Origin of the sequence: Phenylobacterium sp. (assembly GCF_041916435.1) — a bacterium.
In the GTDB taxonomy this organism is placed as follows: domain Bacteria; phylum Pseudomonadota; class Alphaproteobacteria; order Caulobacterales; family Caulobacteraceae; genus Phenylobacterium.
In genome coordinates, this window is record NZ_JAYRZM010000003.1 from 293,146 (window position 1) to 318,362 (window position 25,217).

Annotated in this window: 23 protein-coding genes; 5 read left to right on the plus strand and 18 right to left on the minus strand. The window is 69.3% G+C overall.

The window, feature by feature from the left end:
* Window positions 1-66: 66 nt before the first annotated feature.
* Window positions 67-1,806, plus strand: coding sequence for an acyl-CoA dehydrogenase (locus ACE3TA_RS09845; RefSeq protein ID WP_374573063.1), 1,740 nt, complete (start codon window positions 67-69; stop codon window positions 1,804-1,806).
* Between the two features lie 86 nt (window positions 1,807-1,892).
* Here ACE3TA_RS09845 and ACE3TA_RS09850 read toward each other — a convergent pair whose 3' ends face one another.
* From ACE3TA_RS09850 to ACE3TA_RS09860, 3 genes are all read right to left on the minus strand, one after another.
* A complete protein-coding gene (locus tag ACE3TA_RS09850) occupies window positions 1,893-2,183 on the minus strand; it encodes a GIY-YIG nuclease family protein (RefSeq protein WP_374573065.1) in 291 nt (96 codons plus the stop codon).
* A gap of 135 nt (window positions 2,184-2,318) precedes the next feature.
* Window positions 2,319-3,497 carry an amidohydrolase family protein gene (locus tag ACE3TA_RS09855; protein WP_374573067.1) on the minus strand — a complete coding sequence of 393 codons (1,179 nt, stop codon included), beginning with the start codon at window positions 3,495-3,497 and terminating at the stop codon, window positions 2,319-2,321.
* 88 nt (window positions 3,498-3,585) lie between these two features.
* A complete protein-coding gene (locus ACE3TA_RS09860; RefSeq protein WP_374573069.1) occupies window positions 3,586-4,068 on the minus strand; it encodes a peroxiredoxin in 483 nt (160 codons plus the stop codon).
* Between the two features lie 115 nt (window positions 4,069-4,183).
* Between ACE3TA_RS09860 and ACE3TA_RS09865 the strand changes: the two genes are divergently transcribed.
* Window positions 4,184-4,777 (plus strand): YqgE/AlgH family protein, encoded by a 594-nt coding sequence (locus tag ACE3TA_RS09865; RefSeq protein WP_374573071.1) that lies wholly within the window; start codon window positions 4,184-4,186, stop codon window positions 4,775-4,777.
* Between the two features lie 34 nt (window positions 4,778-4,811).
* On the opposite strand, the gene ACE3TA_RS09870 is transcribed toward ACE3TA_RS09865, so the two are convergent.
* The 12 genes from ACE3TA_RS09870 to coxB form a co-directional block, all read right to left on the minus strand.
* Complete coding sequence (locus tag ACE3TA_RS09870) at window positions 4,812-6,470, minus strand: putative bifunctional diguanylate cyclase/phosphodiesterase (protein WP_374573073.1); 1,659 nt, start codon at window positions 6,468-6,470, stop codon at window positions 4,812-4,814.
* Between the two features lie 33 nt (window positions 6,471-6,503).
* Window positions 6,504-7,115 carry a GNAT family N-acetyltransferase gene (locus ACE3TA_RS09875; RefSeq protein ID WP_374573075.1) on the minus strand — a complete coding sequence of 204 codons (612 nt, stop codon included), beginning with the start codon at window positions 7,113-7,115 and terminating at the stop codon, window positions 6,504-6,506.
* A 45-nt stretch (window positions 7,116-7,160) separates the two neighbouring features.
* Window positions 7,161-8,372, minus strand: a complete 1,212-nt coding sequence (locus ACE3TA_RS09880) for a M16 family metallopeptidase (RefSeq protein ID WP_374573673.1) — start codon at window positions 8,370-8,372, stop codon at window positions 7,161-7,163.
* A 58-nt stretch (window positions 8,373-8,430) separates the two neighbouring features.
* Entirely contained in the window at window positions 8,431-9,822 is a 1,392-nt protein-coding gene (thrC, locus tag ACE3TA_RS09885; RefSeq protein ID WP_374573077.1) for a threonine synthase, read from the minus strand.
* Window positions 9,822-10,559: an SURF1 family protein gene (locus ACE3TA_RS09890; RefSeq protein ID WP_374573079.1), complete on the minus strand. Its 738-nt coding sequence runs from the start codon at window positions 10,557-10,559 to the stop codon at window positions 9,822-9,824. The genes thrC and ACE3TA_RS09890 overlap by 1 nt, the downstream gene beginning before the upstream one ends.
* Entirely contained in the window at window positions 10,552-10,911 is a 360-nt protein-coding gene (locus tag ACE3TA_RS09895; RefSeq protein ID WP_374573081.1) for a DUF983 domain-containing protein, read from the minus strand. The genes ACE3TA_RS09890 and ACE3TA_RS09895 overlap by 8 nt, the downstream gene beginning before the upstream one ends.
* 23 nt (window positions 10,912-10,934) lie before the next feature.
* Entirely contained in the window at window positions 10,935-11,810 is an 876-nt protein-coding gene (locus ACE3TA_RS09900; protein WP_374573083.1) for a cytochrome c oxidase subunit 3, read from the minus strand.
* Between the two features lie 94 nt (window positions 11,811-11,904).
* A complete protein-coding gene (locus ACE3TA_RS09905) occupies window positions 11,905-12,531 on the minus strand; it encodes a cytochrome c oxidase assembly protein (protein WP_374573085.1) in 627 nt (208 codons plus the stop codon).
* The gene (locus tag ACE3TA_RS09910) at window positions 12,509-12,628 is read right to left on the minus strand and encodes a hypothetical protein (RefSeq protein ID WP_374573675.1); all 120 of its coding nucleotides are present in this window, start codon (window positions 12,626-12,628) and stop codon (window positions 12,509-12,511) included. The genes ACE3TA_RS09905 and ACE3TA_RS09910 overlap by 23 nt, the downstream gene beginning before the upstream one ends.
* A gap of 29 nt (window positions 12,629-12,657) precedes the next feature.
* Window positions 12,658-13,623, minus strand: a complete 966-nt coding sequence (gene cyoE, locus ACE3TA_RS09915; protein ID WP_374573677.1) for a heme o synthase — start codon at window positions 13,621-13,623, stop codon at window positions 12,658-12,660.
* 90 nt (window positions 13,624-13,713) lie between these two features.
* Window positions 13,714-15,369, minus strand: coding sequence for a cytochrome c oxidase subunit I (gene ctaD, locus ACE3TA_RS09920; protein WP_374573087.1), 1,656 nt, complete (start codon window positions 15,367-15,369; stop codon window positions 13,714-13,716).
* 17 nt (window positions 15,370-15,386) lie between these two features.
* Window positions 15,387-16,331 carry a cytochrome c oxidase subunit II gene (gene coxB / locus ACE3TA_RS09925; RefSeq protein WP_374573089.1) on the minus strand — a complete coding sequence of 315 codons (945 nt, stop codon included), beginning with the start codon at window positions 16,329-16,331 and terminating at the stop codon, window positions 15,387-15,389.
* Window positions 16,332-16,632: 301 nt separating this feature from the next.
* On the opposite strand from coxB, the gene tldD reads away from it, so the two are divergent.
* Both tldD and ACE3TA_RS09935 read left to right on the plus strand, forming a co-directional pair.
* Window positions 16,633-18,063, plus strand: a complete 1,431-nt coding sequence (tldD, locus tag ACE3TA_RS09930) for a metalloprotease TldD (RefSeq protein WP_374573091.1) — start codon at window positions 16,633-16,635, stop codon at window positions 18,061-18,063.
* A gap of 112 nt (window positions 18,064-18,175) precedes the next feature.
* Window positions 18,176-20,212, plus strand: coding sequence for a TonB-dependent receptor plug domain-containing protein (locus tag ACE3TA_RS09935; RefSeq protein WP_374573093.1), 2,037 nt, complete (start codon window positions 18,176-18,178; stop codon window positions 20,210-20,212).
* A gap of 13 nt (window positions 20,213-20,225) precedes the next feature.
* Here the strand turns inward: ACE3TA_RS09935 and ACE3TA_RS09940 are convergent, their stop codons facing one another.
* Window positions 20,226-22,172 (minus strand): peptide MFS transporter, encoded by a 1,947-nt coding sequence (locus ACE3TA_RS09940; protein WP_374573095.1) that lies wholly within the window; start codon window positions 22,170-22,172, stop codon window positions 20,226-20,228.
* A 199-nt stretch (window positions 22,173-22,371) separates the two neighbouring features.
* On the opposite strand from ACE3TA_RS09940, the gene ACE3TA_RS09945 reads away from it, so the two are divergent.
* Complete coding sequence (locus ACE3TA_RS09945; protein ID WP_374573097.1) at window positions 22,372-22,857, plus strand: DUF427 domain-containing protein; 486 nt, start codon at window positions 22,372-22,374, stop codon at window positions 22,855-22,857.
* An 87-nt stretch (window positions 22,858-22,944) separates the two neighbouring features.
* On the opposite strand, the gene ACE3TA_RS09950 is transcribed toward ACE3TA_RS09945, so the two are convergent.
* Window positions 22,945-24,213 (minus strand): cytochrome P450, encoded by a 1,269-nt coding sequence (locus ACE3TA_RS09950; protein WP_374573099.1) that lies wholly within the window; start codon window positions 24,211-24,213, stop codon window positions 22,945-22,947.
* A 124-nt stretch (window positions 24,214-24,337) separates the two neighbouring features.
* Window positions 24,338-25,186: a carbon-nitrogen hydrolase family protein gene (locus ACE3TA_RS09955; RefSeq protein WP_374573101.1), complete on the minus strand. Its 849-nt coding sequence runs from the start codon at window positions 25,184-25,186 to the stop codon at window positions 24,338-24,340.
* Window positions 25,187-25,217 lie beyond the last annotated feature (31 nt).

Below are 25,217 nucleotides of genomic sequence, written 5' to 3' on the forward strand. Positions count from 1 at the left end.
GCGCATGAGGTTTGGCCACCCGCCCAGCTTGGCCTAAATAGCCCCGATCTCGACGAGGAGTCCTGCATGTCGTTCCGCGCCCCCACCCGCGACCTCGCCTTCGCGCTGAAGACCGTCGGCCACTCCGACCTGATGGCCGCCGCCTTTCCGGAGCTGGACGAGGAGACCGTGGCCGCGGTGCTGGAAGCGGCGGGCGCCTTCGTCGAGCAGGAGCTGGCTCCGCTGAACCGCGTCGGCGACCAGAAGGGCGCGACCTACGCCAACGGCAAGGTCACCGCCGCGCCGGGCTTCGCCGACGCCTACAAGGCGTTCGTGGCCGGCGGCTGGAACTCGCTGGCGGCCGATCCCGAATATGGCGGCCAGGGCCTGACCAAGGCCATGGAGCTGGCGGTGTTCGAGATGGTGCACGCCTCGAACATGGCCTTCGGCCTGTGCCCGATGCTGACCCAGGGCGCCATCGAGGCGCTGGACCTGCACGGCACCGAGCGCCAGAAGCGGCTGGTGCTGCCCAAGCTGGTCAGCGGCGAGTGGACCGGCACCATGAACCTGACCGAGCCCCAGGCCGGCTCGGACCTGGCCGCCGTGACCACCCGCGCCGAGCCCGACGGCGAAGGCGGCTACCGCATCACCGGCCAGAAGATCTTCATCACCTGGGGCGACCACGACGCGGCCGACAACATCTGCCACCTGGTGCTGGCGCGCCTGCCCGACGCCCCGCCCGGCGTGAAGGGGATCAGCCTGTTCCTGGCGCCCAAGTACCTGGTGAACGACGACGGGAGCCTCGGGGCGCCCAACGACCTGCGCCCCGGCTCCATCGAGCACAAGCTGGGCATCCACGCCTCGCCCACCTGCGTGATGCTGTTCGAGGGGGCCAAGGCCGAGCTGGTCGGGACCGCCAACGAGGGCCTGGCCCACATGTTCGTGATGATGAACGCCGCGCGCCTGCAGGTGGGCGTGCAGGGCGTGGCCATCGCCGAGCGGGCCTATCAGCAGGCGCTGGCCTTCTCGCAGGAGCGCAAGCAGGGCCGCGCCGCCTGGAACGCGGACGGCATGATCTGGGGCCATCCGGACGTGCGCCGCTCGCTGATGCTGATGAAGGCCAAGATCGAGGCCGCGCGGGGCGTCTGCCTGACCACCGGCGTGCTCGCCGACCTCGGCCACCTGGCCAAGGACGAGGCCGTCCGCGCCGCCGCCAAGGCCCGCCAGGACCTGCTGACGCCCATCGCCAAGGGCTGGTCCACCGACATCGGCGTCGAGGTGGCCTCGATGGGCGTGCAGATCCACGGGGGCATGGGCTTCATCGAGGAGACCGGCGCGGCCCAGCACTATCGCGACGCCCGCATCCTGCCGATCTACGAGGGCACCAACGGCATCCAGGCCATGGACCTGATCGGCCGCAAGGTGACGCTGGACGGCGGGGCGGCCATGCGCGCCCTGATCGCCGACATCACGGCCGTGGCCGGCCGGCTCAAGGCCGCTCCGGGGCTGGAGAGCGTCGGCGCGCGGCTGGACGCCGGCGCCGCGGCCCTGGAACGCGCCACCGATTGGATCATCGCCCACAAGGGACCGGACGCCCTGTCCGGCGCCACGCCCTACCTGAAGCTGGCCGGCGACGTGGCGGGCGGCTGGATCCTCGGCCTGGAGGCCCTGGCCGCCGACGGCGACGACGCCTGGTCGAAGAACCGCTCGGCCCTGGCGCGCGTCTATTCCGCCCAAGTCCTGGCCCAGGCGAGCGGCCTGGCCGACGCCGTCATGGACGGCGCCGCCGACCTTGAAGCCATGACCCCCGAGGCGATGGGGGCGTAGGGGGAGGGCGATATCCTTGGCGTGTCATCCCGCATGGAGCGCCGGAGGCGCGCAAGTGCGGGACCCATGAGCACGGACATCGCCGCCTAGGGCGCCGCCAGCGCGGGATAGAGATCGCTCCAGTCGGGATTTTCCCTCTCGATCAGATTGATCTTCCACTCGCGCCGCCAGCGCTTGAGCTTCTTTTCGAAGGCGATCGCCTCGTCGACCTGCCCGAACTCCAGCCACCAGACGAGGCGGTCGACGCCATAGCGCTTGGTGAAGCCTCTTGCTTCCTTGGCTTTGTGCTCGGCTGTTCGCCTAACCACGTCGTTGGTCACGCCGACGTAGAGCGTGCCATGGCGTCGGCTCGCCAGGATGTAGACGAAATACGGCACGCGCCAACACTACCTCGGAGCAGCGCGAGGCGGAACGACGGAGCACTGCCCGCCACCCGCCGCGTTCATGGGTCCCGCACAAGCGCTGCGCGCTTTGCGGGATGACACTTGGCGGGCCGGCGGCCGGCCGGAGCCCTAAGCCGCCGCCAGCGCGGGCGCGTCGTACAGCGCCGGGTCCAGGCCCTTGCCCATCAGGTCGATGAAGTTGTCGCGGTAGAAGCGGCGGCGCGCGCTTTCGCTCACGCCTTCGAGCGACTCGTTGAAGCGCTTGAGCGGATTGCGCCCGCCCTCCACGTGCGGAAAGTCGGAGGAGAACAGCAGCATCTCCTCGCCCGTGTTCTGGATGATCCAGGAGACGTCCTCGTGCGGATAGGGCGTCAGGCGGAACTGGCGCCGGGCGATCTCGCTGGGCTTGGCGGAGAGCTTCTGCAGGCGCTCTTCCTTGCCGAAGGCGGCGGCGGCCGAGTCCATGAACTTCATCCAGCTCGGCGCCCAGGAGGCCCCCAGCTCGATGGCGCCGAACATCAGGTTCGGGAAGCGGTCGAGCACCCCGTCGATGATCAGCACCGCCATGGTCTGCCACACCGACAGCGGGATGGTCATGAAGCTGGTGGAGGTGAAGTTCTCGGCCCCGCCGTGGAAGTCCAGCACCTGCGGCAGGCCGGTCTTGGCGTAGGACCAGTGCATCTTCTCCTCGCCGCCGACGTGGAAGAGGATCGGCAGGCCGGCCTCCTGCGCCAGCGCCCAGAGGGGATCGAGCTCGATATGGCTGGGCGAATGGCCCGGCGGGTGGCGCGAGGGGATGATCAGGCCCTTGGCCCCCATCTCGATGGCGCGCCGGGCGATCTGCGGGGCGCGGGCGCGGTCGACCAGGGGCACGTAGCCGGTGGCCAGGAGCCGCCGGTCCACCGAGCAGAAATCGGCCATCATGCGGTTGTGGGCCTCGGCCGCCGCCAGGGCCAGCTCCACGTCGCCACTTTCCTCAAGGCCGTAGTTGCCGAGCGCCTCGGTGGTGAAGACGAGCTGGCTGGCGAAGCCCAACAGGTCCAGCGTCTTCGGCCGGTCGTGCTTCAGGAAGGCGCCCAGGGCCTGATGGTTCTTGCGCAGGAGGAGGTTGGCCTCGTCGCCGGCGCGGAAGGCGGGATCGGCCTGCATGGCGCGTGCCTTGTCGGCCCAGGCGAGGTCGCGATCCTTCCTGGCGTGCTCGATGAAGGCCTTGCGGTACCTGGCCTCCAGGAAGCCGTCGATCGTTCCCGGCAGCTCCATGACGTGCGAATCCGCGTCATGGACCGTGTAGCCCTCCACATAGGCCATGGTCTTCCTCCCGCAGTCCTTATCTCGTTGGGAGGATTTGGCGCCGGGATTGGGCCGGCCGTCAACTGCATGACGGCCGGCGCGCCGCCTAGAGCTGGGCCAGGAGGTAGTCGGCCGAGGAGACCTTGAACTCGCCGCCTTCCTCGACGTTGAGCTCCTTCACCACGCCGTCCTCGACGATCATGGAGTAGCGCTGGGAGCGCGGGCCCATGCCGAAGCGGCTGCCGTCCAGCTCCAGCCCGACCGCGCGGGTGAAGTCGCCGTTGCCGTCGGCGAGCATCAGGATGGAATCGCCCACGCCCTGGTTCTCGCCCCAGGCCTTCATCACGAAGGCGTCGTTGACCGACAGGCAGGCGATGGTGTCGACGCCCTTGGCCTTGATGTCGCCAGCCTTGTCCTTGAAGCCCGGCAGGTGCTTGGCCGAGCAGGTCGGCGTGAAGGCGCCGGGCACGGCGAACAGCGCCACGGTCTTGCCCTTGAAGATCTCGTCGGTGGAAAGCGGGCGCGGCCCCTCGGGCGTCGCTGCGGTCAGGGTCGCGGCAGGGATCTTGTCGCCGACTTTGATGGTCATGGTCGTTTCCTCGCTGGGGATGGCGGTGATGCACATAACAACGCGGCGACGCGCCGCAACAGCTCCAACGTCATTACGACTTGAAAGCGCCGCGATCAGGCTCAAATCTCGAATCATGGCGACTGATCCCTCCCCATCGCCGGCTCATGAAGGCTTCCTCTCGGGGCAGATGCTGATCGCCATGCCCGGCATCGGCGACGAGCGATTCGAACGGGCGCTGGTGCTGGTGTGCGCCCACGACGAGGAGCACGCCATGGGCCTGGCGGTTAACCGGCCGGTGGAGGGCCTCACCCTGCCCGACCTGCTCGAGCGGCTGGACATCCCCTCCACGGGCGAGTCGCCGCAGGAGCCGGTGCTGGTGGGCGGGCCGGTGGAGCGCGAGCGCGGCTTCGTGCTGCACACCGACGACTACGAGGCGCCCGAGGCCAGCCTGGCCGTGGCGCCGGGCGTGGCGCTCACCGCCACCCGCGACGTGTTGACCGCCATCGCCAGCCACGACCACGCCCCGCGGCGGGCGCTGATGGCGCTGGGCTACGCCGGCTGGGGCGCGGGCCAGCTGGAGGACGAGATCCGCCACAACGTCTGGCTCACCTGCGAGCCCGACGAGGAGCTGATCTTCGGCGCCGACCACGAGGCCAAGTGGGCGCGCGCGCTCGCCAAGCTGGGCATCGATCCGAAGTTCCTGACGTCCCAGGCCGGGCAGGCCTAGGCGCTCCGCCCGTCCCCGCGAAGTGGGCGTGACTTCAGCCGCGCAGCTTCACCGGCGCGGCGCCGTCCACATAGCTTTCGTTGAGATAGACTTCGGCCTCCTGGGCGCTGAGCGCGGGGGCGTAGCCGAAGCCCTGGCCGTAGTCGCAGCCGAGCGACAGGAGCTGGCGGGCCATGCCGGCGTTCTCGACGCCCTCGGCGACCACCTCCAGCGACAGGTCCTGGCCGAGCTTGACCACTGAAGAGACGATCTTGGCCGAGCCCTCGTTGGTGGCCATGGTGCGCACGAAGTAGCGGTCGATCTTCAGCGTGTCGAAGGGCAGGCGCGTCAGGTACGACAGCGAGGAGAAGCCCGTGCCGAAGTCGTCCAGCGCCAGGGCCGCGCCGGCCTCGCGCAGGTTGCGCAGCACGATGGCCGCGCGCTCCGGATCGCGCATGACGTCGCCCTCGGTCACCTCCAGCTTCAGCGCGCCGGGGGGTAGGCCCGTCTCGCGGCGGATGCGGGTGACGTCGGACACCAGGTCGGGACGGTCGATCTCGCCGGTGGAGAGGTTCACCGCCACGGTCAGCTCGCCGGCGTCGTGGTGGTTGCGCCGCCAGGTCGCCAGTTGCTTGGAGGCTTCTCGCATCATGTGCGCCCCCAGGTCGCTCATCAGCCCCATCTCCTCGCACAGGGGCAGGAACTGGTCGGGCGTGAGCAGGCCCCGCCGGGGGTGGCGCCAGCGCACCAGGGCCTCGAAGCCGGAGAGGGCTCCCGTCGAGAGACGCACGATGGGCTGGTAGAAGGGTGTCAGCTCGCCGCGGCCCAGGGCGCCGCGCAGGTCGCCCTCCAGCGCCAGGCGCGAGAGCCCGTCGCTTTCCAGCGAGCGGCCGTAGGCGGCCGCCCCGCCGCGGCCGCCGCTCTTGGCCGCCTCCACCGCCAGTTCGGCCCGGCGCAGCAGTTCGGCGGCCTCGGGCGCCTCCTCGCCGCCATGGGCTTCCACCGCGCCGATGGACAGGGTGGGATGGATGTCGAAGCCGGCGATGCGCAGCGGCTGCTCCAGCGCCGCGCGCAGGGTCTCCGCGGCCCTAAGGCTGGAGACCTGGGTCAGGACGGCGAACTCGTCCTCGCCCACGCGGGCCAGCAGCGCGCCGGGCGGGAAGGCCGCGGCCAGGCGCGAGCCGAGAGCGGCCAGCACCAGGTCGGCGCGCTCATGGCCGAGCGCCTCGTTAAGCCGGCGCAGGCGGTCCAGGTCGGCCACCACCAGCTCGTGCGCGCCCGGGGTCTGCAGGCGCTCGCGCGCGCGGGCCACGAAGCTGCGCCGGTCCAAGAGGCCGGTGAGCGGGTCGAGGTCGGAGGCGGCGAACTTGGTCTCGGGCGCCACGACGCCGGCGGCGCGCACCCCTTCCTCCAGCCAGACGCCGCGCCAGATGCACATGCCCGAGCCGCGCATGCGCATGCGCACGGCGATCTCCGAGCCCGGTTCCTGGACGCGCAGGATGTCGTCGGCGAAGGCGCGGTCCTGCGGCAGGACGAGCGCGCGCAGCGCGGCCGAGGAGCATTCCGGGGCGAGCGGCCCAAGGCCCAGGGCGCGCGAGGCGCCGGTCAGCAGCAGGCGATCGCGTTCGGGCTCCCAGAACCACAGAGCCACGTCAGCGGCCCCCAACGCCTCGAGCGTCGTCGTGGCGTCCCAGATCCAGCGCTCGTTCGCCATGGTCCCACATTTCGACCGCGGCGAGGCCGCCGGTCAGACCGAAACACCCATGTCCGGCTCGTCGCTAGCAGGCAGCGTGGAAACCATGCCGAACAGGACATGATCTCGCCAAACGCCGTTAATTTTCAGATAAGCCTTCGCCAGCCCCTCCTCTTCGAAGCCGGCCTTGGCGAGCAGGCTGCGCGAGGGCGTGTTGTGCGGCAGGCAGGCCGCCTCCAGCCGGTGCAGGGCGAGCGCGCGGAAGGCGAAGCCGGCCGCAGCCCTGACCGCCGCGAGGGTGTAGCCGCGCCGCGCGAAGGGCTGGCCGCACCAGTATCCCACAGAGGCCATCTGGGCCACGCCGCGGCGCACGTTGGAAAGCGTCACCCCGCCGGTGAGCATGCCGTCCTCGGCGCGGAAGACGAAGAAGGGATAGGCCGCGCCCACCTCCCGGTCGCGGGCGTAGGCGGCCAGGCGCCGGCGGAAGGCCGCCCGGCTCAGGTCGTCGGCCGGCCAGGTCGGCTCCCAGGGCTGCAGGAATTCACGCGAGCGGCTGCGCAGATCACGCCACTCCGGGTAGTCGACCGCGCGCGGCGGGCGCAAACGCACGCCCTCCCCGTCGATCCGCAAGCCGCTTTCGGGCGCCATCCAGTCCAGCAATGCCATGGACCGAAACGTCTCCGTTATTGGCCGCGCGTCAAGTCCGGGCCGTCAACCGAACAGGCCGCGATGGAACGCCTCCACGGCCTTCAGCGCCGCGCGCGGCCCCAGGGCGGCGCCGGCCGAGACCTTGCCGCCCAGCAGCCGCTCGCCCAGGCGGGCCAGGTCCGCGGGCTCGACGGCCTCGATCCGCTCGGCCACCTCGGCTGCCGAAAGCGTGCGGCCGAACAGCAGCGCCTGGCCGGCGGCCTGCTCGGCGCGGGAGGCCGGCTGCTCGCGGGCCATGAACATCGAGCCCTTGAGCTGGGCCTTGGCGCGGGCGAGTTCAGCGCCCTCCACCGAGGCGGCCAGGCCCTCGATCTCGCCGGCGGCGACCCTGGCGAGCTCGGCCGCGTCCTTGGCCGCGCAGCCGGCGAACACGCCCAGGACCCCGCCGTCGGCGTAGGTGTCGGCGTAGGCGTCCACAGCGTAGGCCAGGCCCCGGCGCTCGCGCGCCTCCTGGAACAGGCGCGAGGCCATGCCGCCGCCGAGGATCTCGGCGAACAGGCGAAGGGCGAAGTAGTCCGGATCGGTGAGGCCCACGGCGGGCAGGAGGAAGACGAGGTTGGCCTGTTCCAGCGTCTTGGCCTGGGCGCGCACGCCGCCCTGGAAGCTCACCGGCGGCGGGGCCGGCGTCGCCGGCCCGGCGAGCGCGCCGCCGAAGTCGCGCTCGGCCAGCGCCAGGAGCTCGTCCTCGTCGACCGCGCCGGCCGCGCTGACCACCAGGGCCTCGGGGGCGTAGAGCGCCGCGCGCCAGGCTTCCAGCGTGTCCGGCTGGGCCGTGCCGATGGAGGCCTCGACGCCCAGGATCGAGCGGCCCAGCGGATGGTCGGCGAAGGCCGCCTGCTGGGCCATCTCGAAGACCAGATCGTCCGGCGCGTCGGCGGCCTCGGCGATCTCCTGGCCCACCACCTGCTTCTCGCGGACGAGGTCGGCCGCGTCCATGGTCGGGCGCAGCACCAGGTCGGCGACCACGGCCATGCCCAGGTCGAGGCCGCCTTCCAGCGCCCGCACCTGGAAGCTGGTGCGCTCATAGCCGGTGGCTGCGTTGATCTGGCCGCCCTGGCCCTCGATCGCCTCGACGATGTCGCGCGCCGAACGGCCGCCGGCGCCCTTGAACACCATGTGCTCCAGAAGGTGCGACCAGCCCGAGCGGGCGGCGTCCTCGAAGCGGGCGCCGCGCCCGGCCACCACCGACAGCGCCACGGTCTGGAGGCCGGGCATGGGATCGCAGATCACCCGGACGCCATTGGCCAGGGTGTGGACGCGCGGGGCTGGCGGATCAGCTTTCCGCAAAGGCGAGGACATAGTCCTTGACCACCTCGGCGTCGGCCGGAAGCCGGTCGAAGCGCTCCGGCTTGCCGGCGAGCGCGACCGCCGCGCGCGGAACCTTCGGCGCCTCGCCCGTCGCCGCCTGCACGGCCTCGGGGAACTTGGCGGCGTGGGCGGTGGAGAGCACCACCACGGGCGTCGGCAGGTCGGCCACGCGGCCCTGGGCGGCCACGGCCACCGCCGTGTGCGGGTCGATCAGCTCGCCGGTCTCGTTGAAGGTGGCCAGCATGGTGCGGGCGGTGTCGCCCTCGCTGACCGCCACGCCGGTGAAGGTCTCGCGCATGGTCGTCAGGGCCTGCGGCGGGATGTCGAACGAGCCGGCCTCGGCGAAGGCCTTGAAGGCGCGGGCGGTCTCCAGGCCGTCGCGGCGCACGGTCTCGAAATAGAGCCGCTCGAAGTTCGACGCCGACTGGATGTCCATGGCCGGCGATTGCGTGGGCGTGACCGCCCCGCGGGCGTAGCGGCCTTCCTGGAAGGCGCGGGCCAGGATGTCGTTGGAATTGGTCGCCACCACGATGCGCTCGATCGGCAGGCCCATCTGCTTGGCCACGTAGCCGGCGAAGCCGTCGCCGAAGTTGCCGGAGGGCACGGCGAAGACGATCCGCCGCTCGGGCGCGCCGAGCGCCACGGCGGTGGTGAAGTAGTAGACCGACTGGGCGACGATGCGCGCGAAGTTGATCGAATTGACCGCCGACAGGCCGACGCGCTGCTTGAGCGAGCCGTCGGCCAGGGCCGTCTTCAGGATCGCCTGACAATCGTCGAAGGTGCCGGACACGGCCACGCAGCGCACGTTGTCCTCGGCGGCGGTGGTCATGAAGCGGCGCTGCACCTCGCTGATGCCGCCCTCGGGGAACATCACGACGATGCGGGTGTTGGACCGGCCGCGGAAAGCCTCCACCGCGGCCCCGCCCGTGTCGCCCGAGGTGGCCGCCAGGATCGTCTGGCTGCGCTTCTGCGCGCCCAGCACGTGGTCGGACAGCCGCGCCAGGAGCTGCATCGCCACGTCCTTGAAGGCCAGGCTCGGCCCGTGGAACAGCTCGGCCATGAAGACCTTCGGCGTGAGCTGCACCAGCGGGACCACGGCGGCGTGGGTGAAGGAGGCGTAGGCCTCCACGCACATGTCCTCCAGGACCTCGCGCTCGATCTCGTCTCCGGTGAAGCGCGAGAGCACCTCGGCCGCGACCTGGGCGTAGGGCCGGCCGGCGAAGGCGGCGATCTCCTCGGCCGTGAAGCTCGGCCAGGTCTCCGGCACATAGAGGCCGCCGTCGGGCGCAAGGCCCGCCAGGACCGCGTCGATGAAGCCGACCGCGGGCGCCTCTCCCCGCGTGGAAACGTAGCGCATCAGCCCTTCCGCCTATTCCAGAGCTGGGCGGCATAGACGCCGATCAGGGCCGCGGCAAGGCCGAACCAGGTGAGCGCATACTCGAAGTGGCGGTTCGGAATGTCGGTCGGCACGGGCGCCGGCGTCAGTTGCGGCCAGTCCGGATTCGTCGCGGTCTCCGCCATCAGGAACACCGGGGCCGGCCGCGGGGCGTCCAGCATCTTGGCCATGGCCGGCACGTCGCGCGAGTACCAGTGGTTGGACGCCGGCTCGTTGGCGGGCGTGACGAAGGTGGGCTTGTCGGGCATGCGCAGCACGCCGGTCAGCTCCAGCGGCGTGCGGTCCGCCGGATCGACGGGCGGGCGCGCCTTGACCTGGTCGTCGATGAAGCCCCGGTCGACCAGAATCGAGCCGTAGGGGCCCGAGGCGAGCGCGCAGGCCGAGACGAGCCGCTGGCCGGGCTCGCCGTCCTTCAGGCCGTAGAGCTGCAGGAAGCGCGCCTTGGCCAGGCCCGGGCAGACCACGGTGACGCGGGTGTAGCCCACGTCGGCGCCGCCGGAGAGCCGGTCGAGCACCGGGCCGATGGGCTGGGAAGGGGCGGCCTGCAGCGCGGCGATCCGTGCGAGCAGGCCTTCCTTCCACTTCAGGCGCTGGAGCTGCCACACGCCGAGCGAGATCAGGATGCAGAACGCGATGATGACCGTGATCGTCAGGCCGACCGGCGCCCCCGCCGGCGGCTTGGCCGACGGCTCAGTCATCGTGGCGGGCTTCGGACGCCCTGTTGGCGAACTGGGCGGCCAGCATGATCCCCTTGAGCGGGCGCAGCAGGACCAGCGAGATGATCAGGGTGGCCGGAAGCCAGACCACCAGGTGCACCCAGACCGGCGGGTGCACGGCGAACTCCAGGAAGAGCGCGCCGAAAGCGACGATGAAGCCGGCGATCAGGATCACGAACACCGCCGGCCCGTCGCCGGAATCGGCGCGGCGCAGGTCGTAGCCGCACGCCTCGCACTGGGCCGAGACTTTCAGGAAGCCTTCGAACAGGTGGCCTTCCCCGCAGTTGGGGCAGCGGCCCATGAGGCCCGCCAGAAGCGGATTGTGTCCGGACATGCGGGCCTCCGCGCGACGGGGGGTCAGGCCCCCGCCGAGCCCCCGAAGATGACGTAGATGAAAGCGAACAGGAACAGCCACACCACGTCGACGAAGTGCCAGTACCAGGCCGCCGCCTCGAAGCCGAAGTGCTGCTTGGGGGTGAAGCCGCCGCCGAGCAGGCGGATCAGGCAGACCGTCAGGAAGATGGTCCCGATCAGCACGTGGAAGCCGTGGAAGCCCGTGGCCATGAAGAACGACGAGCCGTAGAGGCCGGCGTTGGCCGCTTCCTCGGAGAAGAAGTACTTGTGCTGAAGGATGTGGTGGTACTCGAACGCCTGGATCGAGGTGAACATCACGCCCAGGCAGATGGTCAGGGCCAGACCGATCTTGGCGCCCTGGCGGTCGCCCTTCTGCAGCGCGTGGTGGGCCCAGGTGACCGTGGTGCCCGAGAGCAGCAGCGTCAGGGTGTTGACCAGCGGCAGGTTCCAGGGGGCGACGGTCTCGACGCCGGCCGGCGGCCAGGTGGCCCAAGCCGTGCGCACTTCCTCGATCGCCGACAGGGTGCGGTGATGATGGAACAGCGCCATCTCGAAGAAGATCCAGAACCAGGCGACGAAGAACATCACCTCGGAGGCGATGAACAGGATCATCCCGTAGCGCAGGCCGATGGACACGACCGGGGTGTGGTCGCCCGCGTTGGCTTCCTTCACCACGTCCGACCACCAGCCGACCATGGTGTAGAGCACGCCGGCCAGGCCCATGAAGAAGACCCACGGGGTGTGCTGCGGCAGGCCGAACAGGCCCTTCATCCAGATGACCCCGCCCAGCGCCATGACAACGGCGGCCATGGAGCCGACCAGCGGCCACGGGCTCGGGTTGACCAGGTGGTAGTCGTGTTTGACGCCTTCGTGGGCCATTTCGGTCCTAACCCCTCTCATTGTGTCCAGACGCCGGGCCCTGTGACTCTCCCCCGACGCCTAGTCTCGCACGGTGCTATAGCCCCGCCTGACGCTATCCGCCAAGGGCCGATGCCGACGCCGGGGGCGTCGTATCGGCGCTGGCCTGCTGCGGCGGCGCGTCGGTGGCTGGATAGTAGGTGTAGGAGAGCGTCACTTCGGGCTCTCCCTTGGTGTCGATGTCGGTCGCAAAGCCCGGATCGACGAAGTAGACGACCGGGAACTCCACGGTTTCACCCGGCTGGATCGTCTGGTCCGAGAAGCAGAAGCACTGCAGCTTGTGGAAGTAGGCGCCGGCCTGCTCGGGCACCACGTTGTAGATGGCCCGGCCGGTGATCGCCTTCTTGCCGTGGTTGGTGACCTTGAAGAAGGCCATGGACGTCGCGCCGATCTTCACGTCCTGCGAAGTCTGCTCGGCGGTGAAATCCCACGGCAGGTTGCGGGTGTTGGCGTCGAAGCGGATCGTCAGCGTCCGGTCCAGCACCTTGGTGGGCGCGGCGGTCGCCTTGCTGACCGTCCCGTCGAACCCCGTCACCTGGCAGAATTTTTGGTAGAGCGGCACGAAGGCGAAGGCCATGCCGATCATGGCGATCGCGGTGACGGCGACGACGCCGGCCACGCGCTTGTTGCGCCGCGCTGCGGTGGACGGGGTGGGGCGGTCAGAAGGGTCGGTTGAGGACATTCGCGCCAAGACGGGTAAGCGTTACAATGAAGACCAGGACCACGAAGAGGCCCAGGCCCAGGGCGATGGCGATGTTGCGTCCCCGCCGCGCGCGCATCTCCGCGTCGTTCTCCCGATTGGGATCGCTCACGAGAAAAGCTCCAGCGCAGGCGCACCGACCAGATGCTCGCCCAGCAGGGTGGCGAACAAGAGGGTCAGGTAGAGGATAGAGAAGGCGAACAGGTTGCGCGCGTCGCGCGCCCCGGCCCGCACGTCGTAGAGGCCGTCGTCCCTGCGCTCGTCGGCGCTTTCGCCGGCATGGCTGCGGAACACCCGCCAGGCCAGGATCAGGAACACCAGGCCGCCGGTCGCCGCCACGCCCAGATAGACCGCCCCGCCCAGGCCGGTGAAGGCCGGCGCCAGGCAGATCGGCACGAACAGGAGGCTGTAGATCAGGATCTGCCGGCGCGTGGAGGCCGCGCCGGCCACCACCGGCATCATCGGCACGCCCGCGCGCTGATAATCCTCGCTGGTGTAGAGCGACAGCGCCCAGAAGTGCGGCGGCGTCCACATGAAGATGATGGCGCACAGCAGCCAGGCGTTGAGCGGCGCCGCGCCCGTGGCGGCCGCCCAGCCGATCACCGGCGGCAGCGCGCCGGCCAGCCCGCCGATGACGATGTTCTGCGCCGTCGAGCGCTTCAGCCACATGGTGTAGACGACGGCGTAGAAGACGATGGTGAAGGCGAGCAGCCCGGCGGCGAACCAGCCGACCGCCATGCCCATCACCATCACCGAGAACAGCGACAGGATCACGCCCAGCGCCAGGGCGTCGGCGCCCTGCACCCGGCCCGCCGGCACCGGACGGCCGCGGGTGCGGCGCATCTTGGCGTCGATGTCGGCGTCGTACCACATGTTCAGCGCGCCCGACGCGCCCGCGCCGACGGCGATGCAGAACACCGCCACCGCGCCCAGGACCGGGCTGATCGGGGCGTTGGCGCACACCAAGCCGGTGACGGCGGTGAACACCACCAGCGACATCACCCGGGGCTTCAGGAGCTGAAGGAAGTCCCGCCAGGTGGCGGGGGTCCGGGTGGTCGAAATCGCGGGCGTCATAGCCACGAAGGATACTCTCGAATGCAGTCGGGGGCGCGCGCCGGATTGTCGCCGGCCCACGCCCCCTTTGAGATCAGAAGCGCGCCCCGCCTAGTGAAGGTCGGGCTTCACCACGGGCGGCTCGTTGAATTGGTGGAACGGCGGCGGGGAGGACAGGGTCCATTCCAGCGTCGTCGCCCCTTCGCCCCACGGATTGGCCTCGGCCTTGCGGCGCATGATGGCGGCTTCCAGGAGCATGATCAGGAACACGGCCACGCCCACCACGGTGATCATGTAGCCGATCGTCGACACATGGTTCCACAGGTAGAAAGCGTCCGGGTAGTCGATGTAGCGCCGGGGCATGCCTTGCAGGCCCAGGAAGTGCTGCGGGAAGAAGATCAGGTTCACGCCGACGAACATGATCCAGAAGTGGGTCGCGCCGAGCCACTCGCGGTACTTCACGCCCCACATCTTCTCGAACCAGTAGTAGAAGCCCGCGAAGATCGCGAACACCGCCCCAAGGCTCAGCACGTAGTGGAAGTGGGCGACCACGTAGTAGGTGTCGTGCACCTGGTAGTCGACGCCGGCGTTGGCCAGCACCACGCCGGTCACGCCGCCGATGGTGAACAGGAAGATGAAGCCGATCGCGAACAGCATCGGCGTCTTGAAGTCGATCGACCCGCCCCACATCGTCGCGATCCACGAGAAGATCTTGATGCCGGTCGGCACCGCGATGACCATCGTGGCGGCCACGAAGTAGGCGCGCAGGTTGATGCCCATGCCCACGGTGTACATGTGGTGGGCCCACACGATGAAGCCGATGAAGCCGATGGCGACCATGGCGTAGGCCATCGCCAGATAGCCGAACACGGGCTTCTTCGAGAAGGTGGCGACGATGTGGCTGATGATGCCGAAGCCCGGCAGGATCAGGATGTACACCTCAGGGTGCCCGAAGAACCAGAACAGGTGCTGGTACATGATCGGGTCGCCGCCGCCGGCGGGATCGAAGAAGTGGGTGTGGAAGTTGCGGTCGGTCAGCAGCATGGTGATCGCGCCGGCCAGCACGGGCAGCGAGAGCAGCAGCAGGAAGACCGTCACCAGCACCGACCAGACGAACAGCGGCATCCGGTGCAGGGTCATGCCCGGCGCGCGCATGTTGAAGATGGTGGTGATGAAGTTGATCGAGCCGAGGATCGAGCTGGCGCCGGCCAAGTGCAGCGCCAGGATCACGCAGTCCATCGCCGGGCCGGTGTGACCCGTCGTCGAGAGCGGCGGATACATCGTCCAGCCGCCGCCGAAGCCCCTGCCCGGACCGCCGTCCACGAACATCGAGGTGAGCAGCATGATCCAGGCCGCCACCAGCAGCCAGAACGAGATGTTGTTCATCCGCGGGAAGGCCATGTCCGGCGCGCCGATCATGATCGGCACGAACCAGTTGCCGAACCCGCCGATCAGGGCGGGCATGACCATGAAGAAGATCATGATCACGGCGTGGGCCGTCACCACCGCGTTGTAGCCCTGCTTGGAGGCTTCGATCAGGCCCAGGTGGTCGAGCAGCGAGCCCTGACGGAACACCTGGATGCCCGGCTCGGCGAGCTCCCAGCGGATCAGGCCGGACAGCGCGCCGCCCACGATCCCGGCCATGATGGCGAACAGGATGTAGAGGGTGCCGATGTCCTTGTGATTGGTCGAGAACAGCCAGCGCACCAGGAACGGCGGCTTATGCTCATGGCTGTCGTGGTGATCGTGGACGGATGCTTGAGCCATCGTACGCTATCCTCGGATCAAGTCGCTGCGGGCGCAGGAGCGGTCGTGGCGGCGGCCGCTGGCGGAGTCGGTTCGGCGGCGGGCGCGCCTTCGGCCGGAGCCGCTTCGGCGGCCGGCGCGGCCGGCGGGGCGGCGTCGGCGCCGCCGATGGAGCCGCCCTTGGAGGCCACCCAGGCGTCGAAGTCGGCCTGGCTCACCACATGCACTTCGATGGGCATGAAGGCGTGGTCGATGCCGCACAGCTCGCGGCACTGGCCGTAGAAGGTGCCGACGCGGTCGGCCTTGATCCAGGTTTCGTTCACGCGGCCGGGCACCGCATCGATGATCACGCCGAAGGAGGGCACGGCGAACGCGTGGATCACGTCAGCGCCGGTGACCAGCACGCGCACCGTCTTGTTGACCGGGATGACCAGGGGTTCGGTCGCGGCCAGGCGATAGGGCACATGCTTCGCCTTGGCTTCGTCCTCGGGCAGGATGTTGGAGATGTACTCGGAGATCTTCTGGTCGGGGTACTCATAGCCCCAGTACCACTGATAGCCGGTCGCCTTCACCGTCAGGTCGGGCTTGGGCATGTCGTTGTAGGCGAACAGCAGCTTGAACGAGAAGATCGCGATGAAGACCAGGATCAGCACCGGCACCAGGGTCCAGACCACCTCGACCGTCGTGTTGTGGCTGAACTTCGCCGGAACCGGATTGGCGCGCTTGTTGTAGCGGACCATCACCCAGATCAGCAGGCCCAGCACGAGCAGCACGATGCCCGTGATGATCGGCAGCAGGATGTCGTTGTGGAAGAAGATGGCGTCTTCGCGCAGCGGCGTGACGCCCCGCTGCATGTCGATCGCGCCGGGCGTCGGCTGGCCCAGCAACTCGTCGGCCAGGGCGGACACGCCCCAGAACGCCGCTATCGCGCCCGCAGCGGCCCCAGCCGCCAGCGTCCGCATCCCCTGAAACCTAGACTTCATGTCCCCTCGGTCTGCTTGGCCGGCCGCGCCGCGCTGATGACAACTCGCCGCCGCCGACTGGATCCAAGGGCCCGACCCGATCGATACGCCGATCAGCAGCCCCTCAGCGGGCGTGCATACGCGCTCTCCTGAGGATTGCCAAGGCGCTAGAGGCCCCTAGGCCGCATGGTTTAGGAGGCTTGCCTTGCGTCATTGAGACGATCCGCCGCAGACGCCGGCCAAATTGGCGCAACTCCCCCTAGAAGGGTGACGCCCTGGGCCTTAGCCCCTATCTGTGGTCGGTCAGCCTAGAAAGCTTCTCATGAACGCCCACAGTCCCGCTCCGTCCATTCTCGAATCCGCCGGCGTCGAGCCCGAGCGCGCGCGCGAGCTGCTCGGCCAGGCGCTCGCCGGCGCCGACGACGGGGAAGTGTTCGTCGAGCGTTCGGAAAGCGAGTCGTTCCTGTTCGACGACGGGCGGCTGAAGTCGGCCAGCTACGATTCCTCGGAGGGTTTCGGCCTGCGGGTCGTGGCCGGCGAGACGGCGGGCTACGCCCACTCCAGCGAGGTCTCCGAGGCCGCCATCGCGCGCGCCGCCGACTCGGCGGCCCTGGCCAAGCGCGGCTATTCGGGCGTCGCCGCCGAGCCGCCCCGCGCCACCAACGCCAAGCTCTACGGCGAGGACGACCCGCTGGCCTCCCCGGCCTTCGGCGACAAGGTCGCCCTCCTGCAGGAGATCGACGCCTGGGCCCGCGCCCGCGATCCGCGGGTGGTCCAGGTGATGGCCACCCTGGCCGGCGAGCGCCGGGTGGTGGAGGTGCTGCGGGCCGACGGGCGGCTGCTGCGCGACGTGCGCCCGCTGTCGCGCATCAACGTGCAGGTGACCGTCGAACGCGACGGCCGCCGCGAGAGCGGCTACACCGGCGCCGGCGGCCGCGCCGGCTTCGAGACCTGGATCACGGCCGAGCGCTGGCGCGAGCAGGTGGACGAGGCCCTGCGCCAGGCCCTGGTCAACCTGGACGCCGTGCCATGCCCCGCCGGCGAGATGGACGTGGTGCTGGGCCCCGGCTGGAACGGCGTGCTGCTGCACGAGGCCGTCGGCCACGGCCTGGAGGGCGACTTCAACCGCAAGGGCACCTCGGCCTTCTCCGGCCGCATCGGCGAGCGGGTGGCCGCGCCGGGCGTGACGGTGTTCGACGACGGCTCCATCCCCGGCCGCCGCGGTTCGCTGACCATCGACGACGAGGGCACGCCGACCGAGCGCACCATCCTGATCGAGGACGGCGTGCTGGTGGGCTACATGCACGACCGCATGAGCGCGCGGCTGATGGGGCTGCAAGCCACCGGCAACGGCCGGCGCCAGTCCTACGCGCACATGCCCATGCCGCGCATGACCAACACCGGCATGCTGGCCGGGACCGCCAAGCGCGAGGAGATGATCGCCTCCACCAAGCGCGGCCTCTACTGCGCCAACTTCGGCGGCGGCCAGGTGGACATCACCAACGGCAAGTTCGTCTTCCAGTGCACCGAGGCCTACCTGATCGAGGACGGCAAGGTGACCGCGCCGGTGAAGGGCGCGACGCTGATCGGCGACGGGCCCTCGGCGCTGACGCGGGTGACCATGATCGGCGACGATTTCGACTTCGACCCGGGCATCGGGGTCTGCGGCAAGGCCGGCCAGAGCGTGCCGGTCGGCGTCGGCCAGCCGTCGCTGAAGATCACCGGCCTGACCGTGGGCGGCACCGGCGTCTGACGGCCGCGGCGCTCGCCGCGAAATTGTGACCGGGAATTAATCTACCTGTCCGCTAATTAATTGGCGTAGGCGGACGAAGATTGGCGATGTGCGGGCCAGGGGAGCTCGTCACATGATACATGCCGCAGCCGCATCGATCCTGGCGCTCACCGCGGCGGCCGGCCCGCCAGCGCCGGCGGATCGCGCGGAGACCGAAACCCCCGACGGCGTCATCAGCTACCCGCCGGAATTCTTCGCCGCCGCCCGGCCGACCACCGCCCTGGACATGGTGCAGCGCCTGCCCGGCTTCGCCTTCGACGGCGGCGACTCCGTGCGCGGCTTCGAAGGGGCGGCCGGCAACGTGCTGATCGACGGCAAGCGGCCGATCTCCAAGACCGACGACCTGGAGGAGATCCTGCGCAGGCTGCCGGCCTCGCAGGTGGAGCGCATCGACCTGATCCGCGGCGGCGCGCCCGGCGTCGACATGCACGGCAAGTCGGTGCTGGCCAACGTGATCCGCCGCTCCGGCGGCGGCGCCCGCGGCCTGGTGGCGACCTGGAACGGCCACGTCTACGACGGGCGCGACGCCCCCGGCGTACGCATCGAGGGCTCCGGCGGGTCGGGCGGGCGCAACTGGGAGGCCGGCGTGCGCTGGACCAGGGGCGTCGACGACGGCGCCGGCGAGGGGCCGCGCACGCGGATCGACGGCGCCGGCGTTCCGCTGATCCTGTCGTCCATCGACTCCCGGGGCGACGGCGAGACCAGCACGCTGACCGGCGCCTATGAGACGCCCCTGGCCAGCGGCGCCTTCCGGATCAACGGACGCCTCTACCAGGACCTCTACGACTACCAGGAGGACAACCTCGGCCGGTTCCCCGACACGCACCTGGAGCACAGCCACGACAGCGACGACACCCAGGAGACCGAGCTTGGCCTGCGTTTCTCGCGCCCCTTCACCCCCAAGACGGACCTGGAGCTGATCGGCCTGTTCCAGACGAAGGACGAGACCTACGGCTCGACCTTCGACGCACCCAGCTACGGCGAGCTGTTCGAGCTGGACCGGCAGTCCAGCGAATCCATCGTCCGCTCGGTGTTCAGCTACCGCTGGCGGCCGAACCTGTCGTTCGAAGCCGGCGGCGAGGGCGCGCTCAACAAGCTGGAGAGCGGCACGCGCTACACCCAGCAGGGCGTCCCCGTGGCCCTGCCGGCGGCCAATGTGCGGATCGAGGAGAAGCGCGGCGAGCTGTTCGCCAAGGCGGTCTGGCGGCCGACCACCGCCTGGACCCTGGAGGCCGGCCTGCGCGAGGAAGGCTCGACCGTCACCTCCGAGGGCGACGTCGTGCTGGAGAAGACGATCACCTTCCTGAAGCCGCGGCTGGCGCTGACCTGGTCGCCTGGTCCGAAGACCCAGTTGCGCGCCCGCGTCGAGCGCACCGCCGGCCAGCTCGACTTCGACGACTTCGTCGCCACCTCCTCGCTCAACACCGGCGTGGTCACCGCCGGCAACCCGAACCTGTCGCCGGAGAGCGCCTGGGTGGTGGAGGCCGGCGTGGAGCGGCGCTTCTGGGCCAAGGGCGCGATCGTGGCGAGCGTGCGCCACTCCGAGCTCACCGACGTGGTCGACCGCGCCCCGGTGTTCGGCCCGAACGGGGTGTTCGACGCCCCGGCCAACATCGGCGAGGGAACCAAGGACGAGCTGATCCTCAACCTCACCCTGCCCTTCGACCGCTTCGGGCTGAAGGGCGCCCAGCTTCAGGCCGAGGGGACCTGGCGGCGCTCCAAGGTGACCGACCCCACCACCGGCGACTCGCGCGAAATCTCCAAGCTGCGCCCGCTGGAATGGGAGGCCCATTTCACCCAGGACCTGCCGCAGTGGCGGATGAACTGGGGGATCGACGCCTACGGCGCCTGGCGCGAGACCTCCTACCGCTACGACCAGGTCTCCACCACCAAGCTGAAGACCTTCGTCAAGCCGTTCGTCCAGTGGAAGCCGAGGCCGGACCTGATCCTGCGCGTCGAGGTGCAGAACGCGACCGAAAGGGGCCTGCGCAGGACGCTGACGGTGTACGACGGCCCCCGCGGCGCAAGCCCGATCGCCTTCACGGACGACCGGGACAACCAGTTCGGCCGCATCCTCTTCATACGGCTGCAGAAGAACCTCGGCGGCTGAACCTGGAGCGCGCTTAGCTCTCCAGGTCTGCGCGCATGGCCGCCGGGCTGACCGCCTGGCGCTCGCCGTCCAGCACCGGCGCGATCGGCTCCGGCTGGGCGCCGCCGCCGGGCTCGTTGACCCCATGGGCCCAGTGCTTGATCACGAAGCTGAGCGCGATGAAGGCCACGCCGATGCCCATGCCCCACCAGCCGAGCATGTTGAACACCTCCAGCGAGGTCTTCAGCGCCGCGGCCGGGTCCAGCACCTGGCCGCCCACGGTCTCGCTGCCCGCCATGCCGGCGATCCAGCCGCCCACGTACTGGGCGATGGACGAGGCCAGGAACCACACGGCCATCATGAACGAGCCCACCTGGGCCACCGACAGCTTGGTGATCTCCGACAGGCCCACAGGCGACAGGAAGAGCTCGCCGGTGGTGTGCAGGAAGTAGAGCAGGCCCAGGAGCATCATCGGCACGCGGGCATTCGCGTCCGCCATTCCGGCGCCCCAGACCACCACCAGGAAGCCCAGCCCCACCTGCATCAGGCCGAAGCCGAACTTCAGCGTCGGGTTCGGATCGCGCTTGCGGCCGGCCAGATACGCCCACAGCGCCGCCAGCAGCGGCGCCAGGATCAGGATGAAGCCGGAATTGAACGACTGGGTCTGGGCCGCAGCGATCTCGGTGTCGATCCAAAGCCCGCCCAGCGGCTTCAGGCCCGCCTCTGCGAGCTGGGCCGCGGTGCCCACGGGAATCCCGAGGAAGGTGGTGGCGTGCGAGGTCAGGCCGAGCTGGACGTTGCGCGCGGCGAACAGGTTCAGCGAGGTGCCTGCCTGTTCGAACAGGGTGAAGAAGATCACCGAGCCGAAGATCAGGAACAGCGCCAGCATCATCCGCTCGCGCTCGATCTTGTCGCACTTGGCCGCCAGGAACCAGGCGATGAAGCCGAGCGAGGCCGCCGTGCTGATCAGGAGCCCGATCCCCACCAGGCCGTTGCGCTGCACCAGGAACCAGACCCCGGCGACGCCGGCCAGGGCCAGGACGTAGATGAGCTGTTCCAGGCTCAAGGGGCCGGCCGCCTTCGCGGCCAGCTTCGCCGGATCGGGCGGCTCGCCCTTGCCCTGCAGCAGGTCCTTGCCGAGCACGAACACCACGAAGCCGGCGGCCATGCCGACGCCGGCCAGGCCGAAGCCCGCCCACCAGCCGATGTGCTGGGCGAGGTAGGCGCAGAGCACCGAGGCCCAGAAGGCCCCCAGGTTCACGCCGTAGTAGTAGAGGGTGAAGCCGGAATCCCGTCTGGGATCGCCCTTGCCGTAGAGCTGGCCGACGATGGTGGAGATGTTGGGCTTGAGGAAGCCCACGCCCATGATGATCAGCGAGACCGCCAGGTAGAAGGTGTTCACCCCCCGCTGGTCCACGGTCTTGGTCATGGAGAAGCTGCCCTTGGGCAGGTCGGAGGGCAGCTCGGCGCCGGCCGGCAGGCCCTTGATCGCCATGCCGCCGTCCGCGGCGGGGCCGAAGTCGTAGGCCTGGCCGCCCACCACCACCTTGACCGTCCGGTCGTCCGCCCGCCCGTGCGCCTGGATCTCGTAGCTGTGGCCGGCGTAGACGAGCTGCTGCTGGGCGGGGCTGCCCTCATAGGCCATGGTCAGGTGGCCGGCGACCAGGAGCAGCGCGCCGAAGGCCACCGCCTTGCGCGTGCCGAGGTAGCGGTCGGCCAGGATGCCGCCGATCAGCGGCAACAGGTACACGAGGGAGGTGTAGGAGCCGTACTGCGCCGAGGCCACGGCGTCGTCGAACAGAAGGTGCTGGGTGAGGTAGAAAATCAGGATGCCGCGCATGCCGTAGTAGGAGAAGCGCTCCCACATCTCGGCGAAGAACAGGATGATCAGGCCTCGCGGATGGGTCTTCAACAACTGCATCAGGACCGGGAAGCCCGTCACAAGCGTGATGACGACCCCCAGCAGGATGACGATATTCATTCAGCGGTCTTTCGATTGATGGGCGGCCCTGGCCATGCGTTGGTTCGCCTTGAAGGCGGCTAGTTCGACCCGCGCCGGGCGCATTTGGCGGCAGAAGATCACGCAAGATCGGCCAGCACAAGCAATCGGGCGCCCGGCCTCCTATGTTCAGGGAGCCCGCCGCGCGGCTTCGCGTTAATCCAGGTGCAGGAGACGCCCCATGAAGATTCCAGGCCCCGACCACCCGATCGTCATCAAGCCGGCCGCCAAGCGCTGGCGCGCCCGTTTCGGCGAGCACGTGATCGCCGACAGCAACGACGCCCTGATCCTGACCGAGGCGAGCTACAAGCCGGTGGTCTACTTCCCGCGCCAGGACGTGAGCATGGAGTTCCTGAGCCGCACGGACCGCTCGACCCACTGCCCCTACAAGGGCGACGCGTCCTATTTCACCCTGATCATGGACGGCCAGTTCGCCGACAACGTGGTGTGGAGCTACGAAGAGCCCTTCCCGGCGATGGAGGAAATCCGCGGCCGGCTGGCGTTCTATCCGGACCGGGTGGAGGTCTACGAGGTGGACGACGCCGAGGTGAATCCGCACCACGCGGTGGATTCGGTCGACGATGTCGTGCTGCACACCGACGCCGGCGACGGCCACAGCCAGCGCGAACACTGGCCGGCCAACGTCACCCGCCCGCCGGAGCTATAGGCCGCCGGCGCGTTCGCCGGCCGAGGTTTGAGCTCCGTCATGGCCGGGCTTGTCCCGGCCATGACGGAACCGCAGTCCGCCGTGGCCTCAGAGCCGGGTGGGAATCACCACCGGCAGGCTGTCGTAGCCCTTCACGAAGCTGGAGTGCACGCGGGTCGGCTCGCCGGTGACCTCGATCGTGGGGAAGCGCTTGAAGATCTCTTCCCAGATGATCTTGAGCTGCAGCTCGGCCAGGCGGTTGCCCACGCAGCGGTGGATGCCGAAGCCGAACGACAGGTGCCGGCGCGGGTTCTCGCGGTCGATGATGTAGGCGTTCGGGTTCTCGATCACCTCTTCGTCGCGGTTGCCCGAGACGTACCACATCAGCACCTTGTCGCCCTGCTTGATGTTCTTGCCGCCGAACTCGATGTCGCGCTTCACGGTGCGGCGCATGTAGGCCAGCGGCGTCTGCCAGCGGATGGTTTCCGACACCATCGAGGGGATCAGGTCCGGATTGGCCTTCAGCTTGGCGTACTGGTCCGGGTTCTGGTTCAGCGCCAGCACCGAGCCGGAGATCGTGTTGCGGGTCGTGTCGTTGCCGCCGACGATCAGCAGGATCAGGTTCCCCAGATACTCCATGCGGTCCATGTTCTTGGTCGCCTCGCCGTGCGCCAGCATGGAGATGAGGTCGCCCTTCGGCGGCTCGTTCACCCGCTCGTTCCACAGGCGCAGGAAGTAGTCGACGCACTCGAACAGGGTCGCCTTGCGGCGCTCCTCGTGCTCGTCCGGATCGGTGGTGCCCAGGATGCCGCTTTCCGCCGCGGCGGTGGCCACGTCCGACCAGAAGGTCAGCTTGCGCCGGTCTTCCCAGGGGAAGTCGAACAGGGTGGCCAGGGTCATGGTGGTCAGCTCGATGGAGACCTTGTCGACCCAGTTGATCTCCTCGCCGATCGGCAGGTCGTCGAGGATCTTGGCCGCCCGCTCGCGGATGATCGGCTCCATCTGGTGCAGATTCGCCGGCGAGACGATGGGGCTGACGGTCTTGCGCTGGACGTCGTGCTTGGGCGGGTCCATCGCGATGAACATCGGCAGGGGGAAGTCCTCCTGCGGATCGAACACGGTGATGCCCGGCTCGGAGGAGAAGACCTCGTGGTTGGTGTCCACGGCCATGATGTCGTTGTACTTGGTCACCGACCAGTACGGCCCCTCTTCGCTCTCGGGGCAGTAGTGGACCGGGTCTTCCTTGCGCAGCCGCTCGAAGTAGGGCCAGTGCGTGTCGGTCTTGAACAGGATCGGGTCGATCATGTTGAACTGTTCAAGCGGCGTGGAATACGCCTTTGACCGCGCTTCGTTGATGTCGATCGAACCGTCGCTCATGGTGTTCCTGGGCTCCCGCTAGCGTCATGCGTCTCCGCCGTGCGGCGGATTTATCTGAACGCTGCTTACCAAAGTCCGGCTGCCTCGAACAGTGGGTGACGCCTTGTTCACCTTTCGCCGGTCTTCAAAACCGAGTGTGATCCAGGCTGCGCGGGCCGACGGCGCGAAGCTTGGCGTAGACAGCCCCCTCGCGGGAGGCGCGCCGCCACGGGCGCGCCTTGCAGAGCGCGGTCTCGAGCTCGGGCGCGTTGCGGTCCAGATCGACGATCGCCAGCGCCTGGGCGCCATGGCCCGGCGCCTGGGCCAGCCAGTAGCCGTGCGGCCCGACCACCCCCGACGGGAAGGCCGAGCTGCACTGCGCCGGGGTCGCGAAGCTGAGCCACATGTTGTTGGCCGCCGCATGCCCCTGGGCCAGCACGCCGAAGATCGGGTCTCGCGAGAACGACGACACCAGCACCGCGTCGGCGTCCATCTGCTCATAGGCCATGAACAGGTCGGGGAAGTTGATCTCGAGGCACAGGGCGAAGCCGAACCGGAAGCCGTCGATGTCGACCGTCAGCGGATCGAAGCCCGGCGTGAACCAGTCGTTGACCTCGCCGAACGACAGGCGGCGCTTGTCGTACCGGGCGACCAGCCGGCCCTGGTCGGAGATCACATAGAGGCTGTTGTGCGGCCGGTGCGGCGGCTCCAGCGGATGCGCCGCGCCGACCACCACCCAAAGGCCCAGTTCGCCCGCCAGTTCGGCGGTCGCCTCCAGCTCGCGCCGCACCAGCGCCCAGTCGAGCGGCCATCCGGCGAGCGCGGTCTTGGCCGGCCCGGAGGGATAGCCGGTGGCCGCGCCCTCGGGGAAATGCGCCAGCCGCGCGCCGGCCGCGCTGGCCTGCCGCATCATGGCGCGGATCGCCTGGCCGTTCTCGGCCGGCTCGGCCGCCACGAAACTCTGGGCCACGGCCAAGCGGAAAACATCGGTCACTGAACTCTCCACCCGGCCGCGATCACCTGTC

Bases quoted from the DNA above. Each gene is read 5' to 3' on its own strand.
- ACE3TA_RS09845 (WP_374573063.1), top strand. From the start codon at position 67: ATGTCGTTCCGCGCCCCCACCCGCGACCTCGCCTTCGCGCTGAAGACC.
- ACE3TA_RS09855 (WP_374573067.1), bottom strand. From the start codon at position 3,497: ATGGCCTATGTGGAGGGCTACACGGTCCATGACGCGGATTCGCACGTC.
- ACE3TA_RS09860 (WP_374573069.1), bottom strand. From the start codon at position 4,068: ATGACCATCAAAGTCGGCGACAAGATCCCTGCCGCGACCCTGACCGCA.
- ACE3TA_RS09865 (WP_374573071.1), top strand. From the start codon at position 4,184: ATGGCGACTGATCCCTCCCCATCGCCGGCTCATGAAGGCTTCCTCTCG.
- ACE3TA_RS09870 (WP_374573073.1), bottom strand. From the start codon at position 6,470: ATGGCGAACGAGCGCTGGATCTGGGACGCCACGACGACGCTCGAGGCG.
- ACE3TA_RS09875 (WP_374573075.1), bottom strand. From the start codon at position 7,115: ATGGCATTGCTGGACTGGATGGCGCCCGAAAGCGGCTTGCGGATCGAC.
- ACE3TA_RS09880 (WP_374573673.1), bottom strand. From the start codon at position 8,372: ATGCCCGGCCTCCAGACCGTGGCGCTGTCGGTGGTGGCCGGGCGCGGC.
- thrC (WP_374573077.1), bottom strand. From the start codon at position 9,822: ATGCGCTACGTTTCCACGCGGGGAGAGGCGCCCGCGGTCGGCTTCATC.
- ACE3TA_RS09890 (WP_374573079.1), bottom strand. From the start codon at position 10,559: ATGACTGAGCCGTCGGCCAAGCCGCCGGCGGGGGCGCCGGTCGGCCTG.
- ACE3TA_RS09895 (WP_374573081.1), bottom strand. From the start codon at position 10,911: ATGTCCGGACACAATCCGCTTCTGGCGGGCCTCATGGGCCGCTGCCCC.
- ACE3TA_RS09900 (WP_374573083.1), bottom strand. From the start codon at position 11,810: ATGGCCCACGAAGGCGTCAAACACGACTACCACCTGGTCAACCCGAGC.
- ACE3TA_RS09905 (WP_374573085.1), bottom strand. From the start codon at position 12,531: ATGTCCTCAACCGACCCTTCTGACCGCCCCACCCCGTCCACCGCAGCG.
- ACE3TA_RS09910 (WP_374573675.1), bottom strand. From the start codon at position 12,628: ATGCGCGCGCGGCGGGGACGCAACATCGCCATCGCCCTGGGCCTGGGC.
- cyoE (WP_374573677.1), bottom strand. From the start codon at position 13,623: ATGACGCCCGCGATTTCGACCACCCGGACCCCCGCCACCTGGCGGGAC.
- ctaD (WP_374573087.1), bottom strand. From the start codon at position 15,369: ATGGCTCAAGCATCCGTCCACGATCACCACGACAGCCATGAGCATAAG.
- coxB (WP_374573089.1), bottom strand. From the start codon at position 16,331: ATGAAGTCTAGGTTTCAGGGGATGCGGACGCTGGCGGCTGGGGCCGCT.
- tldD (WP_374573091.1), top strand. From the start codon at position 16,633: ATGAACGCCCACAGTCCCGCTCCGTCCATTCTCGAATCCGCCGGCGTC.
- ACE3TA_RS09935 (WP_374573093.1), top strand. From the start codon at position 18,176: ATGATACATGCCGCAGCCGCATCGATCCTGGCGCTCACCGCGGCGGCC.
- ACE3TA_RS09940 (WP_374573095.1), bottom strand. From the start codon at position 22,172: ATGAATATCGTCATCCTGCTGGGGGTCGTCATCACGCTTGTGACGGGC.
- ACE3TA_RS09945 (WP_374573097.1), top strand. From the start codon at position 22,372: ATGAAGATTCCAGGCCCCGACCACCCGATCGTCATCAAGCCGGCCGCC.
- ACE3TA_RS09950 (WP_374573099.1), bottom strand. From the start codon at position 24,213: ATGAGCGACGGTTCGATCGACATCAACGAAGCGCGGTCAAAGGCGTAT.